Here is a 15,924-nt window from a genome sequence, read left to right on the forward strand (position 1 = left end):
CGGTTATTTTCCTTTTAGCCGCTTCCGAATGCGTTCGAGGCGGCTTCCTTTGCGGAAAAGTCCGCCCTTTGCAAATGGCTCGAACAGCTCGTCGGGCGTTTCGGGATCGAGGAGCCCGGATTCGGCAATGGTCTCCTGAGCCGCATTGACCTCTTCGAGTTCGAAGCGGCGCAAGGTGCGCGAACGCTCGTTACCGATGTTCTCGATCATGTTCGACATCGATCCGTAGCGCGAGATCAGGCCCGGCACTGCTTCCTCGTCCAGGCCGCAATGTTCGGCGAGCAGCGAATAGCGCACCCGTGCGATCTGCTCGGCAGCGTGTTCGTTCCCTGCCCGCCGTGCATCGATGAACACGTCGCATTCGCTGTCGAGGCCCAACGACCGATTGTTCATGTTGGCCGAACCGATCCGCAGGATCTTGTCGTCGACGATCATGATCTTGGCGTGGACGTAGATCGGCGTCTCGCCGGTGAACGGCACATAGAGATTGAACCGGTTGGCGGGATCGACCTCGCCCAGGGTCCGCACTAGCTCCCCTCGTGCATGGTCCATCGCCTGCTGTTCGAGCCAGCCATCGGCGTGCTCGGGGTGCACGATCAGCACTTCGGGCGGGTTGGGTTCGCTCAGTCGCTTGCACAATGCATCGGCAATCCGACGCGAGGCGAAGTACTGGCTTTCCGCGTAAATGAAGTGTTCGCATTCGGCGATCTGCTTCTCGAACAGCTTCGCAATTTCCATCACTTCTTCGACATCGCCGAACGCGCCCCGCGTGCGCGCAATACCGATTTCGACATTCTCGAACTGCGCTTCAAGCTCATCGGGCCAAGCCGAATCTTCACAGCGTTCCACCGGCTTCAATTCGGGGCCGTCGGCCCTGCGCCAGCGTTCTTCCCCCAGGGCCCGCAATGATCGCGCGGCGTCTCCCTCGATCATCATGGTCGCATCGTGCCACGGGCCGTATTTGAGGCCTCGCGGACGCTTGCGGCGCGGCTCTACTTCCTTGTGCTCGCGCGTGTCCCACCGCTGGGTGGTCATGTCGATGCCGCCACAGACCGCGAGGTGATCGTCGATGATCACGATCTTCTGGTGGTGGCTCGCACCAACCGGATGCGACGTGTCGAACTCGAAATCGATCCGGCGGTGGGGCCACCAGCGCAGGAGGTCGAGCGTCATGGAACCACGCGTCAGGAACTTGAGCACGCCATAGCCCCAGCGCAGGATCCTGACCTCAAGGTTCTTGTTATGGCGGGTAAGCCAGACGATGAAGCTGCCGAGCCGCGACGGATTCTCGCGCGAACGAAGCTTGTCCCACCACCGGCGGCCGAAATCGAGATGGATGCGAGTGTCGAAATCCCAGCCGATCAGCAGTGCGCGCTGCCTCGCCTTGCACAGCGCCTTCTGCATCAATCGGAAGTAGTCATCGGCATCGACAATGACCGAGGCACGCGTGGCCTTGGCATAGCGCCAGACGTGCGGCTCGGTCGACTTGTCGTCGTATTCGTCATCGACTGAAGTTTCTGTGCGCAAGGGCCCCTCCCCCGGACGCGAAGCTATTCCTTCGCGTCCTCCTTCTTCTCAGGCGTCACTTCGGCTTCTGCCTTCTCTTCCTGTTTGCGACGTTCGAACACCTTTTCCATATGTTCGGTGTCCTCGTCGGTCAGGTGCTCGGCGAAATCGGGGAAATGCTCGTCTTCTTCTTCCTCGATATGGTGCCGATAGCGGTGGTCGAATTCCTTGAACTTCTGCAGCCAGGCCCCCGACGACATGTCGGTCGCCGCAAGGTCGTTGAGCATTTCGTCGATCTCATGATGCTCGGCCACGGAGTGCCGGGTCTCGTCGGTCGTCGGCGGCTTGCGCAGCATGGTTGAATAGAGCGCCTGCTCTTCCGCTGCGGCGTGGCCCTTCAGTTCCTTGGTCAGTTCGGTGAAGAGTCGATTGCGCTCTTCGCTGTCGCCGCTGGTCTCACCGATCTTGTCGAGCAGATCACGATGCTTGTCGTGATCCTGCTTGAGACGGTCGAAAATCTGGGTGTTGTCGGACATGGGGGATCATTCTCCTGAAAGCTCTTTCATATCCAACAGTTGGCAGGTCCCGCGGTTCCATAATCTTGGCGCAGCCCGTCGCAGTTCCCATATGACCTGCATGAGAGGCAACTTTAACCCACCCTCGCGCGAAACCTTCGAGGCCCTCGCGCAGGCTGCGCTCGACGGCATGCCCGTGGAATTCCGTCAGCAGCTCGGCGACATCGTCACCAAAGTGGAAGAGTTTGCGACCCGCGAGCAGCTCGAATCCGTCGGCCTGTCTGACAAGTGGGAACTGAGCGGACTTTACGAGGGGCGACCGCTGCCGGACCAGTCGATCTGGGAATCGGGCACCCTGCCTCCCGCGATCTACCTTTTTCGTCAGCCGCTCCTCGCCGAGATGCGCCAATCCGGAGTCGGACTGGAAGAACTCGTTCGCCATGTCGTGGTGCACGAAGCCGGTCATCATTTCGGTTTCTCCGACGATGACATGCACGCGCTCGAGGACCAGGCAGACGACTGAAGAGGTCGACACCTCAACAAATAAAGGGCCGGCCCGATGGGCCAGCCCCTTACTTGGCGCGCCAGGAAGGATTCGAACCTCCGACCGCCTGATTCGTAGTCAGGTACTCTATCCAGCTGAGCTACTGGCGCGCGGTGAGGGGCGGCACATAGGCAGGCTTGTCCTGCTTGGCAATCCCTATCGCGCCTCTTTTTCGAACAAACGGTCGGCAAGCGCGATGTCAAGCGGCGGCTTGTCGAGCGCGGCAATCTCTTGCGGAGTGAACCAGCCGATCTCGCCGCCCTCCAGTGCAGCCGGAATTCCTGCCCAAACAGCAATTCTGTAAAGCAGGATGACAATCGGATTCTCGGCAACCTGACTGCATTCATGCGCAAAACGTGACGGCACCAGGTCGTCGGCCTCGATCGAAATTCCCAGCTCCTCCTCCAGCTCGCGAATTAGCGCAAAGGGCGGATTTTCGCCGTTTTCGACCTTGCCACCGGGGAATTCCCACAGCCCGCCGTGATGCTTGTGAAACGGTCGGCGGTGCATCAGCCAACGTCCATCGCCATCGTTCAGGGCGCCCGCGACCACCAGCCGCCATGTCGGGATATTTTTCAAGTCACGCAGCCCTTTCAACCAAATCTTAACCCGTTCGCCGGAAAATCCGAAGCTGTCAGGAACGTATAAACGGGTGTTTCCATGATTTTGATGAGCTTTCTGAAACGTATCGGAAACGACAAATCGGGCGCCACCGCGGTCGAATACGGCCTGATCGCGAGCTTGGTCGTGATCGCCTCCATCGGTGCACTTGAAAGCGTAGCCGACGAGAACACCGGTCTTTGGGCGGTGGTCACCAACAAGGTCACAACCTCGATGCAAGACCAGACTTCGTAAGGTTTTTGAAAGGTCCGCAATTAGGAATTTCTCAAGGCCTACGAATTATCGAGGAAATTGTCTGTTCGGGTTTTCACGGGCGGGCACGGGTACCGAAGACTGAACCAGGAGACTACACATGAAGTTCATCAACAAGCTGCTCCGTGACGAGCAGGGCGCGACCGCCATCGAATACGGTCTGATTGCTGCGCTGATCGCCGTTGCTGCGATCACTGCCATGCAGAGCCTCGGTAACGAGCTGCAGACGACCTTCTCGACCGTTTCGACCAAGCTGAGCGAGTCGAACACCGTTTCGTAAGAAACGCGTCAGTCGTAAAAGGAGAACGGCGGGGCCCAGCCCCGCCGTTTTTCGTTTGGGCGCTCCAGATCGGAGCGCCTGAATTGTCAGGGCAGGTGGATCACCGTCCGCGGACGACGATCTTCACCTTCTGCCCGGCCCGCACGGTGTCATTCGACCCGAGCGAATTGAGCACCCGGAAGCGGGCTTCCTGGCCATTGGAATAGGCCATGCGCTGCGCCAGTGAGGCTACCGTATCGCCGCTCCGCACCGTCACTACATCGATCTGACGCGGAACGATCGCCGAAGCTTCGCTCGACGAGATGCGCCGCATCGAATTGAACATGCCTGAAAACACGTTCGACCGCCCAGCGGGGGTGATCGCCACGAAGTGGTAGGCGCGGTCATTCGCGAACTCATAGGCGAAGACGACCACATCGACCTGGCTCTGGCCATTGTTGACCCGCGCCGTGCCATAGGCTGCCGGAATACCGTTTACCGTCGTGCGCTGCAGCGTCTGGGGTTCGAGCCGCTGCTGTTCGCCGCCAAGTGCAGAAAACTGCTGGCGCACATAGGTTTCGAGATTCCCGCCATATTGGGCCAGCGTAAGCTGTGCCTTGCCGGCCTGGCCATTGATGCTGACCGCGCGCGTGCCGTTGACCATGTAGAAGCCCGAAGGAGCGCTGAAGGCCAACCGCATATCCGGATGGATGAACTGGTTGCCCTCGATCACGCCCTGCTTGGGATCATCACCATACATCAGACCGTCGATGCGGCTCAGGAAAGTATCCTGGTTGGTGACGCCGGTCCCTAGCGGTTGCGCCTTGCTGAGAGCGCTCTGCACGCGGCTCGCCGGATCGGGGTGGGTTGAAGCCCACTCGGGGATGGTCGCGTTGTTTCGGCCCTGCAGCTGCGCTTCGAGCGCGTTTTGGGCAGCAAGACTCTGCAAGACGGTCCCCATCGCCCGCGGGTCATAACCCGCCGTGTCGAGATACTGGATGCCGAGTTCGTCAGCCTGCAGTTCCTGCGAGCGCGAGAACTTCAGTGTCAGCAGCTGCGAACCTTGCAGGAATGTCTGGCCCAATTGCTGGCCCAGCCCGCTGTTGCCGAGCAGGATGCCCGAAAGGATCGCACCGGCTGCGCCGAGCAGGGTGTTACGCTGTGCTGCTTGCTGGCGCCGCTGCGAGTGGCGCGCGGCCACGTGGCCGACTTCATGGCCCAAGACACCGGCCAGCTCGGCCTCGTTGTCCATCAAGGCGACCAGCTGGCGCGTGGTGTAAATGTACCCGCCGGGAATAGCGAAAGCGTTGTTCACCGAGCTGTTGAGCAGCGACACGGTGAAGGAATCGCGCGCGTTACCGAGGCCTGACTGGACTGCAATGTTCTTGCCGACGCTGGCGACGTAATCGGCGTGCGAGCCAGTCATCGCCCCGCCGAATTCGGCGAGCAACTGCGGATGCGCTTCGGCCCCTTGCTGCGCTTCGGATTGCGTGATGGGGGCCGAGGCGCTGGGAATTTCACCGCCCATGCAGCCGGTCAGGGCCAGGCTGAGCGGTGCGACAGCCGCGAGGGCAAGCGATTTTCTGGTGAATGGCATTGGGATGCGTCCTCCTGACTTTATTAGCTCAGCGCCCACCGCTCGCTGCAGAACTCTCAGTCAGGCAAACCCTTGGCGTTTGACGATGTTCCCAAAGAATCAGGGGGTCAATTCGTCCCGATCTGCAAGAACCGCTCCTCGCGCATCCGCTTGAGCGTCTCGGGCGGGAGGTCCGCCAATGCGTCGATCTCTTCCAGAATGGCCGAACCGAGTGCCTCGGCGGTCGCTTCGGGGTCGCGATGGGCCCCGCCCACCGGCTCCTGGATAATCCGATCGATCACGCCCAGTCGCTTGAGGTGCTGGGCTGTGACCTTCATCGCTTCGGCCGCATCAGGCGCCTTCTCTGCGGTACGCCACAGGATCGACGCGCAGCCTTCCGGTGAAATCACCGAATAGACCGCGTGTTCGAGCATTAGCACGCGTTCGGCGCTGGCCAGCGCCACCGCGCCGCCCGAACCGCCCTCGCCCACGATCGTTGCGACCATCGGGACAGGCAGCGCCAGGCAAGCTTCGGTCGAGCGCGCGATTGCTTCCGCTTGCCCGCGTTCTTCCGCTTCGATGCCCGGAAACGCGCCCGAGGTGTCGACCAGCGTCACTACGGGCAGGCCAAAGCGGCCGGCCAGCTCCATCAAGCGGATTGCCTTGCGATAGCCCTCTGGCTTGCCCATCCCGAAATTGTGCCGCAGGCGGCTTTCGGTGTCGTTGCCCTTCTCATGCCCAATCAGCACGACCTTGCGCCCCTTGAGCGTGGCAAAGCCCCCTAGGATCGCCTCGTCCTCACCATAATAGCGATCACCGCCGAGCGGGACGAACTCGTCGAACGCATGCTTGACGAAGTCGCGGAAATGCGGGCGTTGCGGATGGCGGGCGACCTGCGTTTTCTGCCACGGCGTGAGCGAGGCATAGGTGCTCGCCAGCAGATCGGCGCTCTTCGTTTCAAGACGCTTTAGTTCTGCGGTGATGTCGACATCGTCACCTTCGGCGGCAGCGCGAAGTTCGGCGATGCGCTCGTCGAGCTGGGCGACGGGCTTCTCGAAATCGAGATAAGAGTTCATCGCGCCCCGCTAGTCCGATGTGGCGCTGCGGGCAAGAGGATGGCGCGTATTCACCAGCTGGACCAAGCGTGCGGCATCGACATGGGTGTAGATCTGGGTGGTCGAAATGTCGGCATGACCGAGCAGCGTCTGGAGGACACGGAGGTCCGCCCCGCCCTCGAGCAGATGGGTGGCAAAGGCGTGGCGCAAGACATGTGGGCTGACCGATTCCGGAGCGACATCGGCTCTCACCGCCAATTCCTTGAGTATCTGGAACAGACGCACACGCGTCAGATGTTTCGAGCGGGAAGGAAACAGGTATCGCGATTTCTCCGTCCGGACAGCGATCCAGCGCGACAATGCCTCACGGGCGCGTTCGCTGACCGGCACCATTCGCGCCTGCCCGCCCTTGCCCATCACGGTCAACAGCGGCGCATCGCGCGGGACAGCTGAGAGCGGCAGGGATACAAGTTCCGTCGCGCGCAGACCCGACCCGTAAAGCAGCTCGAGTAGAGCGAGCTGCCGTATCGCGACCGGCGTATCGCTTTCGGCTTCGAGTTCGGCCCGCTCGAACAGCCGATCTACGGCATCATGGGACAGGATTTTCGGGAGCGGTCGGCGCGCTGGCGGCCGCGGCAAAGCCCCAGAGGGATCGTCCTTTCGCCAGCCCTCGTCCACCGCGAAGCCGAAGAACTGGCGCAGGGCAGAACTTTTCCGCGCAACAGTCGACGGCGCGAGGCTCGCCCAGACCATCGCCAGCCGGGCAACCTCGTCGCGGTCCGCCGCTGCGAGATCGCCGATCGCTTCTTCCGCATGGTCCAGGTCGCGGCGATAAGCCGCAAGCGTGTTTGCCGCTGCGCCGCGCTCTGCCGCCAGCATGTCAAGAAACGCTTCGGTTGCGGCGGACATCAGCCGCGCGCGACCGCCTCCGCGGCGATCATCCGTGCCTCGGCTTCGAGCCCAACGCGGTTGAGCGCCGATACAATGTGATAGAGGTGGAGCGGCGTCATCCGCTCCCAACTGTCTCCCTGCATGCCCAGCCCTGCCAACATCGCGACCAACGCCTGGTTTTCGACCTCGGCAGCTTGGGAAATCGTGCGACTCCAGCGATTCTGCCGCGACAGGCTCATCTCGAGCCGCCCCGCGAAGTCGGAAATGTCGCCGCTATCGGCGCGCCCAAGACCGGCCAGCGCAGCGACGAGAAAGCGCGATTTGCGCTGGTCGGTGCTGTTGTCATCGTCGATGAAGCTGTCGATCGCGCCGCGCGCAATCTGCCCCCGGCCCGGACGTGCCAGTGTGAGTTGCGCCCAACCGAGGCTACCCGCCTCGACCGTGTTGCCCCAAGCTGCTGCGTCGCGGTCGAGCCCCGCTGCAAGCATGGAGGCGATCAGCACGCCCGCGTCGTCTGCGAAGCTTTCGCTGGGGGTAAGGCGCGCAGCGGCATAGGCGGTAAGGACATAGCGACCGTAGTCGGCCTCGCTACCGCCCCAGACATCCCGCATGGCGGCCAGTCGGTCGGCCGGATCGGGCGCGACATAGGCTTCGCGCAGGCGTGAGGCGGTGAAAGCGACATCGCCGGTGATCGAATCGTCGGCGTAGATCTGGCTGTAGAGGCTGACGATGGCGGCCGAAGAGAGAATACCCTCGCGCGCGGCCCGGTCTGCACCTTGGGCGCGCACCGGCAAAGGGAGCATCGGAGAAACAGCCCAGATGCGCTGGTAATATGGCGTCACATCGTTCCGGAGCGATTCGGGGATTTCCTCGCCTACCGCATTGGCGAGCGCAAAGCGCCACGGGTTGAGCTCGTCCACCCCTTCCCATTCGATCTGCACCGCGCGCCGACCGCGTCCCGCTGCCCCGGCAAAGCGCTGGGCCAGCAAGACATCGATACGCGGCGACTTGCCTGCGCCAAGGATGCGATCAAGCTGCCGGCCAGCCTGCGTCCCCTCGCCCGCATAGGCACCGCAGATTGCCTGCAACATCGTCCACTGCTGGTCGTCACGATCCGATCCGCCGAGCCGGACGATCGGACATGCTCCGGTGACGTCGGCTGTCCCGATATAGGCGTTGAGCGCCGCGTCGGTGAGGCTTTCGTCCCAATTGCTGGTGTCGACATCCTGCACAATTGCTCGAGCAACGGCGTGCTCGCCCATAGCATTGAGCACCTTGGCGCGCAGGGCCGCGAACTCGACCGGATTCATTCCCGCAGGCGCCTCCAGCCGACTGGCCAGCGAGCGGCGGAGCAGGATGTGTCCCCAGCGGGAAACCATCGGTGACTTCGTCCCGGCCAGCGCCGCACGAACCAGCGAAGCTGGTTGGTTGGCCAGCGAGCCCGTCGGCAAGCCGCCTTCCGAAGGTGCAAGTACGCCCACCCGCTCCAGCGAGCGACGCGCTGCCGGCGGTATGTCGAACTTTGGCTTGAGCCCAAGCAACTCGTCTAGCTCGTCAGGCGTCATCGCCTCGAGCTGTTCCAGCGAGGGAAGCCGCGACAAGTCGACCCCCTCCATGCTCGGAAGTGGTGCCGCCGATCCCGGGACAGGCTGAATGACGGGGCTGGCGGTCGATCCGGTGTTCGGACCGCTCGGCGCCGGCTGTACGGGCGCTGCGCTGGGGCGCGGAGCGGGCGTCGGCGCCGGAGCCGGGTCATCGAACCCCGGTGGGAGCAGCGATTCGGGCGCATCCTGCGCCACCGCCAGGCTCGTCCCAAGCGCGAGAACCGCCGCGCCCGTCCACTGCCAAAACTTCATCAACGTCCCTCCGGAAGCGGAATTTCGACCGAGACGGGGTGAATCGGTTCCTCCCCGCCATCGAACCAAGCCAGACCGAGCACGGCAACTATCCCTATCGCCGCCCAAACCAAAAGCCGCCTGCGTCCGCGCCGCGGCCGAGCCATACCTTCCATGGGCAGAATGCGGGGTTGCTTGCGAGCCATATTGCGCGGGCACTACCCCATCTATAGGCGAGGGGGCAATGACCGAAGATACGACCAGCCTTGGCGATGCGGATATCGCGCGGATTGCGCGGCATCTCGATCGTCCGGTGGTGCTGGTCGGGCTCATGGGAGTGGGCAAATCGACTGTCGGGAGGAAGCTCGCCCACCTGCTGGGGCGCGGCTTCGTCGATGCGGATGAGGAGATCGAAGCAGCGGCCCAGCGCAGCGTCTCCGAGATTTTCGAAGAGTTCGGCGAAAGCTACTTCCGCGACGGCGAGCGACGCGTGATCTCCCGACTTCTCGACGAGCATTCGGGCGTGATCGCTACCGGTGGCGGGGCGTTCGTCAATGATGAGACCCGCGGGCTGATTCTCGAACGTGGACTTGCCGTGTGGATCGACTGCGATGTCGACACGCTGGTCGAACGCACTGGCAGGCGCAACACGCGCCCGCTCCTCAAGAACGGTGATCCGCACGAAATCCTGACGCGGCTGCTTGCCGAACGAAAGCCAGCCTATTCGCAGGCGCAGATCCGCGTGGTGAGCGAGGACGGGCCGCATGTGGAAACGGCGATGAAGATATTGGAGGCAATCGACGCATGGCTGTGATCCCGGTCGAACTGGCTGGCCGAAGCTATGAGGTGCGTATCGCGCGCGGCCTGCTCGACAATCTGGCGAGCGAGTGCGGCGAATTGCTGCGCAAGGACCGCGTCCCGATCGTGACCGATGTCAATGTCGCAAGACACTGGCGCGAGCCGGTCGAAAGCGCGCTGGCGAGAGCGGACAAGGAAGCGGTTTGGCATGTGGTTGACCCGGGCGAAGGCGCAAAGAGCTGGCAGGGTCTCGAACGGCTGATCGACTGGCTACTCGAGCAGGGTGTCGAGCGCGGCGATCACGTGATCGCATTGGGCGGCGGCGTGATTGGCGACCTGACCGGATTCGCTTGCGCGGTCCTCAAGCGCGGTTGCGGCTTCATCCAGCTTCCCACTACGCTGCTGGCGCAGGTCGACAGTTCGGTCGGCGGCAAGACCGCGATCAACGCTGGCGCTGGGAAGAACCTGATCGGAGCCTTCCACCAGCCAAGCTTGGTGCTGGCGGATCTCACGACGCTCGACACCCTGCCCGATCGCGAGATGCGCGCGGGATATGCGGAAGTGATCAAGTATGGCGTCCTTGGTGACTCCGCGTTCTTCGATTGGCTTGCGGGGCACGGCAAATCCGTCCTTGCCCGCGAATCCGAGGCGCTCGAACACGCTGTGGCGACCAGTGTCGCCGCCAAGGCGCGCATCGTCGCAGAGGACGAGCGCGAAACCTCGGGCACGCGCGCGCTGCTCAACCTCGGGCATACGTTCGGCCATGCGCTCGAGGCGGAGACCGGCTTTTCAGATCGGCTGCTCCACGGCGAGGGTGTAGCGCTCGGCATGGTACTGGCGGCGCGATACTCTGCGCGGCGCAACCTGATTTCTGACAGCGACGCCGATCGGGTAGCCGGAGCGATCGCTGCTGTCGGCCTGCCGACGGAGATTCGCACGCTGGATCTCGATTGCGACGGTCGCAAACTCGCCGACCACATGTTGCACGACAAGAAGATGGATGGAGGCACCCTGCCCTTCATCTTGCTGCGCGGGATCGGTGACGCATTCATGGCGCGCGATGTCGAACTGGCCGACGTTGCTGAGTTTCTCGATGAACAGTTGGGATAGGTCGAGTTTCGGGCGAGACTCCGGCTGGGTTACGAGCTAACCCGTTGCAAAAGTAACCATCGGGGGATGCCAGAGTGACGACAGCCGAAGCCACACCCACGCTCGATTTCGACTGGGAGGACAAGAGCTTCCTCGGCCATCCCAAGGGCCTGGGTTATCTCGCCTTCACCGAGGCGTGGGAGCGGTTCAGCTTCTACGGCATGCAGACGCTACTGGTGCTCTACATGGTCAAGCACCTGCTGCTGCCCGGCCAGGTCGAGGAAGTGGCGGGAATCGAGCAATTGCGCGCGCTCTACGGCGGCATCGACGGGCAGAAGTTCGCCAGCGCGATCTTCGGGACCTACGCCGCGAGCGTCTATCTCACCCCGATCTTCGGCGGCTGGCTGGCCGACAAGGTACTGGGCAAGCGGCGCACGGTGCTGCTGGGGGCGATCACCATGGCACTCGGCCACTTCCTGATGGCCTTCAATGTCACCTTCCTGTTCGCACTGCTGTGCCTGATCCTGGGATCGGGCATGTTCAAGGGCAATATCGCGAGCCAGGTGGGCAGCCTCTACAAGCCAGAGGACCTGCGGCGCGCCGACGCGTTCCAGATCTTCTATCTTGCCATCAATGCCGGCGTCATCGCCAGCCCGCTGATCGTCAGCACCCTGGGCGAGAAGGTCGGCTGGCACTGGGGCTTCGGCGCTGCCGGAGTCGGCATGCTGATTGGCCTTGTGATCTATGTTGCCGGCCAGAAGCACCTGCCCAAAGAGCATTTTGACGTCCCTGCCGCGACGGCGGAGGCAAAGATGCCGATGACCCGCAACGACTGGCTGGCAACGGCTGCGCTGATCCTGCTGATCCCGGTGATGGCGGTGGCGATTGTTCCCAATAACCAGATCTTCAACGCCTATCTCGTGTGGGGAGATCGCGATTTCGCGCTTACCTTGGGCGACACCGTCCTGCCGACCGGGTGGTTGATCACGCTCGACGCCATCGTCTCGGTCAGCTTCCTTGCCGGGGTGGCGCTGTTTTACCGCTGGTGGAAGACAAAGTGGACCGAACCCGATGAACTGACCAAGATCATCATCGGTTCGCTGTTTTCGATCGGCGGAATGGCTTGCCTATACCTTGCGGCCGCCACCACGCCGCAAGGCGAGAAGATCGGCCTGTTCTGGCCCGTGATGTTCCATGTCGTGAACTCGATCGGCTTCGCCCACATGTTGCCGGTCAGCCTGGCGCTGTTTGCGCGGCTTGCGCCCAAGCAAATCAATGCGACCGTCATTGGGCTCTATTATCTCGCCTTCTTCGCCGGCAATTCCATGGTCGGCTGGATCGGCGGCTGGTTCGAGGAAATGCCCGTGACCAGCTTCTGGCTCATGCACATGGGCTTTGCCGCGGCAGCCGGCGCGATCTTCGTGCTGTTCAAGCTCTTGCTCGCGCCGCGCCTCATGCATCGGGCCGAGCCCGAGGACGTGGCGCTGGCATGACCCGCTTCGTCGATCTCTCGATCCCGATCACCAATGACGTGATATCCGATCCGGAGGTGATGCGGCCAAAGGTCACCTACATGACCCACGAGAACACGTGGGAGCAGATCGCCATGTTCTTTCCCGGGCTGGAGAAGGACGACTTGCCTGATGGCGAAGGCTGGTCGGTCGAGATGCTGGAACTGTCCACGCATAACGGCACCCACATGGACGCGCCCTGGCATTACCACTCGACCACCGACAGCGGTGCAAGCCCTGCCCCGAGCATCGACGAGGCCCCGCTTGATCGCTTCTTCCGGCCGGGCGTGAAACTCGATTTCTGCCATTTGCCGCATGGCCATGTTGTGACCGGTGCCGAGGTCGAGGAGGCATTCGCCAAGATCGGCTACGACCTCCAACCGCTCGACATCGTGCTGGTACAGTCGGGTGCGGTCTACGGCACCGAGAACTTCACCGATCAGGGAGTCGGCCTTGGCGCCGAAGCAACGCTGTGGCTAACAGAACGCGGCGTGGAGGTGGTCGGCACCGATGCCTGGAGCTGGGATGCGCCCTTCAGTCACACCGCCCGTCGGTGGGCCGAGAACCGCGATCCTTCGATCATCTGGGAGGGCCACAAGGCAGGGCGCATCCGCCCATATTACCAGATCGAGAAGCTGACCAACTTGGCCACACTGCCCAGCCATGGCTTCATGTTCAGTTGCTTTCCGGTGAAGATCGAGCGCGCGAGCGCGGGCTGGATTCGTGCTGTTGCGATGTTTGAGGAGTAGGTCTTGAAAATGGTACTGACAACGATTGCTACCAGCGCTGTCGCGCTCTCAACACCGGCAATGGCCTCCAATGTCGAGGAGCTTTCCGTTCCAAGCCCGGTCGATTTTGCGGATGTGCGAAAGAAGACCGATGGGGTGATCGAACAGTTGATTGCGGGCAGAGTTGGGGAAACAATAGGCGAGATTTCTTCTGAGAATCCGCTTATGGCCGAGAAATCCAGCGACCTGAGAATGGTGGTTAGCCAGTTCCAGAACGCTGTCGAAACCTACGGCAAGATCGAATCATGCTCGCCTTGGGAGCAAAGCTACAAGTCGAACCTTCGCATCATAACGACATATGTGTGCCAGCATCGTGACGCGCTGATTTTTTGGGAGTTCCAGACCGATCGCCTTCCCAAAGGGTGGGTTTTCTCTAATTTCCGTTTCAACGGCAGCTTTTAGCTAGACAGATCAGCCCGCGCGCGGCTCGAGCCGCGTGACCTTGCCCAGATCGCTCGCCTGCGCTTCCGTGATCATCGTGTCATGCTCGGCATAGAGGCGCTCGACGTCGGCCCGGCGATCGAGCAGCATGTGCGCAATCCCCGGCGCCAGGCTCTCACCATCGCCGATCTTTCCCAATAATGCAGCGAGGTCGCTTACCGTCGCTTCTTCGGGCGTCTTGAAAAATGCGCCCCTGCTGTCAAAAAATCCAATACCCTGACGTGCCATTTCGCAACTCCAATTTGCTCAATAGCGACTCGAAGGGCTCCCAGCATTTGACGAACAGCCGGAAATTGCCAGCGAATTTACCTTGATTCGTACAAGTACGGTAGGTGGGACTGAGGGGAATTCAGGATTATTGCACGGCTCAGAAGAGGCGCGAGCCGTTGGGGACCTTCACGTCCGGGGCGAATAGAACGACCTCCCCCCTTTCATCGGCAAAACCCAGCGTCAGCACTTCGGAGATCGCCGGACCGATCTGGCGCGGCGGGAAGTTCACCACGGCGGCCACCTGACGCCCGACCAGCTCGTCAGGGACATAGTTTGCGGCGATCTGCGCACAGCTCTTCTTCACACCGACGACCGGGCCAAAGTCGATCCGCAACCGATAGGAGGGCTTGCGTGCCTCGGGGAACTCCTCGGCCGCTATCACCGTGCCGATCCGGATATCCGCGCGCAGGAATGTCTCGAAATCGATCTCATCGGCGACGGGTGCTTCGGGAGAATGGTGCAGATGCATCGCTTCAGTCCACACAAATCCCGAGCACTTCACCCTTGTCCCCCAGGTAGGTGTAGCAGCCGAAATTGTCGGTATTGGCCTGGCACTTGCCGACTGACGGGTCTGCCTGACCGTCTTCGATGCGACACTGACCCTCGCAATCGCTCGCCTTGCGGCAGACCTTGCCTGCGTCTGGATAGGGCACGGCGCAGCTATAGAGCCCCATCATGCCGCGCCGCTCGTACGTACCCCCTTGTGCGAGGCATTTGCTCTCTTCTGTGGGCGAATAGCCATGCTCGCTCCCACCCACCTCGGGCAGCGCGGGCATGCCAGCCGAGACAACCTCTGTTGGAGGCTTGGTTGCAGGCTCGGTCGTGGGAGCCTCTTCGGTTGCTGCAACGGTCTGGTCGTCGATACCCTCGTCCATGACGCAGCCCGAGGTTAGGAGCAGCAGGATCGATGCGGCAGCGGAAGCCCAAGTCCGTCCAGTCATGTCCTGCGTCTACTCATCTGCGGCAGTCAAATGCCTGCCGAGAAACTCTAGCAGGCGAGCCTTCAGCGTATGCTTGCTCAGGTCGTCACCCAGGCTGACCGCGCCCATCGGGTAGAAATGGCCGAATCCGGGTATCCACGCCGACTCTGATTGGATGCCCGCCGCCGAAAGCGTCCCCGCCACGGCCCGCGTCCCGATGATCATGCCTTCAAGATCGTTTTGACCGACGATGAAGAGGCCCGGCGGCATGCCCGCCCGTGCAGTCTGGCGCAGGTCAAACCCGATGGTCGATCCGGAGAGCGAGAACATCGCCTTGACCGGGACGCCCATTCCATAGGCTGCGTTGATCGCCGTGATGGCCCCGGCCGAGAAACCGCCAACCGCAATGCGTTCCGGATCGATCCCCAGCTCATCCGAATTGGCGCGCGCGAAGGAGACGGCGCTTGCCAGATCTTCGCTCGCAGCGAAGATCGTGCTCCACAGATGCTCGCGCGTAGCATCGTCGAGCGGCGGCAATCCCATGCGCCCGCGGACCACGTCGACCCGGGCGGTTGTTGCAGGATCCCACGCCATCGCCTTGGGCAGCAGTGTCGCTGGATCGAGCCCGGCGGGCATGGCGGGGGCTTCCACCATGAGCCGGTATTCGATCGACAGGCAGACATAGCCTTCTGCGGCAAAGGTTCGGCAATACTCGCCCATGGCCGAGTCCGAGGCGCCGTTCTCCTCGAACCGCGCGGTGCCCTTGGAGCCGCGCAGGAAGGCACCGCCGAAGGCGAGGATGACCGCGGGACGGTCCGCCAGCGGCTTACCATCGGCCAATGGCTGATAGACGTCGAGCTTGAGATCGCGGGCGCGTGGATCGCCGCCTGAAGCACCGACCAGCCCCTGACCATAGGTCACGTCGGTCTGCACCGAAAAGGCGTAGCTACCGTCCGCGAAATCCTCCGCCTTTGCGGCAGAAGGATAGGACAGGAGCAGTGCGAAGGCCCCTGCAATTCCAGCCCAGGCCCTCAACATCATGATCCTCCCTTT

Annotated in this window: 19 protein-coding genes and 1 tRNA gene; 8 read left to right on the forward strand and 12 right to left on the reverse strand. The window is 62.2% G+C overall.

Annotated elements, in window-relative coordinates; all coding sequences use genetic code 11:
- Positions 1-3: 3 nt before the first annotated feature.
- Positions 4-1,527 carry a phospholipase D-like domain-containing protein gene (locus P7228_RS14885; RefSeq protein ID WP_347402846.1) on the reverse strand — a complete coding sequence of 508 codons (1,524 nt, stop codon included), beginning with the start codon at positions 1,525-1,527 and terminating at the stop codon, positions 4-6.
- Positions 1,528-1,550: 23 nt separating this feature from the next.
- Positions 1,551-2,042 (reverse strand): hemerythrin domain-containing protein, encoded by a 492-nt coding sequence (locus P7228_RS14890; RefSeq protein WP_278016015.1) that lies wholly within the window; start codon positions 2,040-2,042, stop codon positions 1,551-1,553.
- Positions 2,043-2,142: 100 nt separating this feature from the next.
- Between P7228_RS14890 and P7228_RS14895 the strand changes: the two genes are divergently transcribed.
- Entirely contained in the window at positions 2,143-2,544 is a 402-nt protein-coding gene (locus P7228_RS14895; RefSeq protein ID WP_278016016.1) for a metallopeptidase family protein, read from the forward strand.
- Between the two features lie 54 nt (positions 2,545-2,598).
- Here the strand turns inward: P7228_RS14895 and P7228_RS14900 are convergent.
- Positions 2,599-2,675: transfer RNA gene (locus P7228_RS14900), tRNA-Arg, on the reverse strand.
- A 46-nt stretch (positions 2,676-2,721) separates the two neighbouring features.
- Positions 2,722-3,117: a (deoxy)nucleoside triphosphate pyrophosphohydrolase gene (locus tag P7228_RS14905; protein WP_347402864.1), complete on the reverse strand. Its 396-nt coding sequence runs from the start codon at positions 3,115-3,117 to the stop codon at positions 2,722-2,724.
- A 117-nt stretch (positions 3,118-3,234) separates the two neighbouring features.
- Between P7228_RS14905 and P7228_RS14910 the strand changes: the two genes are divergently transcribed.
- Complete coding sequence (locus P7228_RS14910; protein ID WP_278017787.1) at positions 3,235-3,420, forward strand: Flp family type IVb pilin; 186 nt, start codon at positions 3,235-3,237, stop codon at positions 3,418-3,420.
- A gap of 118 nt (positions 3,421-3,538) precedes the next feature.
- Positions 3,539-3,718 carry a Flp family type IVb pilin gene (locus P7228_RS14915; RefSeq protein WP_278016018.1) on the forward strand — a complete coding sequence of 60 codons (180 nt, stop codon included), beginning with the start codon at positions 3,539-3,541 and terminating at the stop codon, positions 3,716-3,718.
- A 100-nt stretch (positions 3,719-3,818) separates the two neighbouring features.
- Here P7228_RS14915 and P7228_RS14920 read toward each other — a convergent pair whose 3' ends face one another.
- The 4 genes from P7228_RS14920 to P7228_RS14935 all read right to left on the reverse strand — a co-directional run bounded on the left by P7228_RS14920 (position 3,819) and on the right by P7228_RS14935 (position 9,075).
- Positions 3,819-5,294: a M48 family metalloprotease gene (locus P7228_RS14920; RefSeq protein ID WP_278016019.1), complete on the reverse strand. Its 1,476-nt coding sequence runs from the start codon at positions 5,292-5,294 to the stop codon at positions 3,819-3,821.
- Positions 5,295-5,401: 107 nt separating this feature from the next.
- Positions 5,402-6,349, reverse strand: a complete 948-nt coding sequence (locus P7228_RS14925) for an acetyl-CoA carboxylase carboxyltransferase subunit alpha (protein WP_278016020.1) — start codon at positions 6,347-6,349, stop codon at positions 5,402-5,404.
- Between the two features lie 9 nt (positions 6,350-6,358).
- Positions 6,359-7,237: a tyrosine recombinase gene (locus tag P7228_RS14930; RefSeq protein WP_278016021.1), complete on the reverse strand. Its 879-nt coding sequence runs from the start codon at positions 7,235-7,237 to the stop codon at positions 6,359-6,361.
- Complete coding sequence (locus tag P7228_RS14935; RefSeq protein ID WP_278016022.1) at positions 7,237-9,075, reverse strand: hypothetical protein; 1,839 nt, start codon at positions 9,073-9,075, stop codon at positions 7,237-7,239. The genes P7228_RS14930 and P7228_RS14935 overlap by 1 nt, the downstream gene beginning before the upstream one ends.
- A gap of 223 nt (positions 9,076-9,298) precedes the next feature.
- On the opposite strand from P7228_RS14935, the gene P7228_RS14940 reads away from it, so the two are divergent.
- The 5 genes from P7228_RS14940 to P7228_RS14960 all read left to right on the forward strand — a co-directional run bounded on the left by P7228_RS14940 (position 9,299) and on the right by P7228_RS14960 (position 13,642).
- Positions 9,299-9,868: a shikimate kinase gene (locus P7228_RS14940; RefSeq protein ID WP_278016023.1), complete on the forward strand. Its 570-nt coding sequence runs from the start codon at positions 9,299-9,301 to the stop codon at positions 9,866-9,868.
- The gene (gene aroB / locus P7228_RS14945; protein ID WP_278016024.1) at positions 9,859-10,962 is read left to right on the forward strand and encodes a 3-dehydroquinate synthase; all 1,104 of its coding nucleotides are present in this window, start codon (positions 9,859-9,861) and stop codon (positions 10,960-10,962) included. The genes P7228_RS14940 and aroB overlap by 10 nt, the downstream gene beginning before the upstream one ends.
- A gap of 74 nt (positions 10,963-11,036) precedes the next feature.
- On the forward strand, positions 11,037-12,434 hold the full coding sequence (locus P7228_RS14950) for a peptide MFS transporter (RefSeq protein ID WP_278016025.1): 1,398 nt from the start codon (positions 11,037-11,039) through the stop codon (positions 12,432-12,434).
- The gene (locus P7228_RS14955; RefSeq protein ID WP_278016026.1) at positions 12,431-13,201 is read left to right on the forward strand and encodes a cyclase family protein; all 771 of its coding nucleotides are present in this window, start codon (positions 12,431-12,433) and stop codon (positions 13,199-13,201) included. Before P7228_RS14950 ends, P7228_RS14955 begins: the two co-directional genes overlap by 4 nt.
- Before the next feature lie 3 nt (positions 13,202-13,204).
- Positions 13,205-13,642: a hypothetical protein gene (locus P7228_RS14960; protein WP_278016027.1), complete on the forward strand. Its 438-nt coding sequence runs from the start codon at positions 13,205-13,207 to the stop codon at positions 13,640-13,642.
- A 9-nt stretch (positions 13,643-13,651) separates the two neighbouring features.
- Here the strand turns inward: P7228_RS14960 and P7228_RS14965 are convergent, their stop codons facing one another.
- The 4 genes from P7228_RS14965 to P7228_RS14980 all read right to left on the reverse strand — a co-directional run bounded on the left by P7228_RS14965 (position 13,652) and on the right by P7228_RS14980 (position 15,912).
- Entirely contained in the window at positions 13,652-13,909 is a 258-nt protein-coding gene (locus P7228_RS14965; RefSeq protein ID WP_278016028.1) for a hypothetical protein, read from the reverse strand.
- Between the two features lie 139 nt (positions 13,910-14,048).
- Positions 14,049-14,420, reverse strand: a complete 372-nt coding sequence (locus P7228_RS14970) for a tRNA-binding protein (protein WP_278016029.1) — start codon at positions 14,418-14,420, stop codon at positions 14,049-14,051.
- A 4-nt stretch (positions 14,421-14,424) separates the two neighbouring features.
- On the reverse strand, positions 14,425-14,892 hold the full coding sequence (locus P7228_RS14975) for a hypothetical protein (protein ID WP_278016030.1): 468 nt from the start codon (positions 14,890-14,892) through the stop codon (positions 14,425-14,427).
- 9 nt (positions 14,893-14,901) lie between these two features.
- Entirely contained in the window at positions 14,902-15,912 is a 1,011-nt protein-coding gene (locus tag P7228_RS14980) for an alpha/beta hydrolase (protein ID WP_278016031.1), read from the reverse strand.
- Between the last annotated feature and the right edge of the window lie 12 nt (positions 15,913-15,924).

Origin of the sequence: Altererythrobacter sp. CAU 1644 (genome assembly GCF_029623755.1) — a bacterium.
Classification (GTDB): domain Bacteria; phylum Pseudomonadota; class Alphaproteobacteria; order Sphingomonadales; family Sphingomonadaceae; genus Erythrobacter; species Erythrobacter arenosus.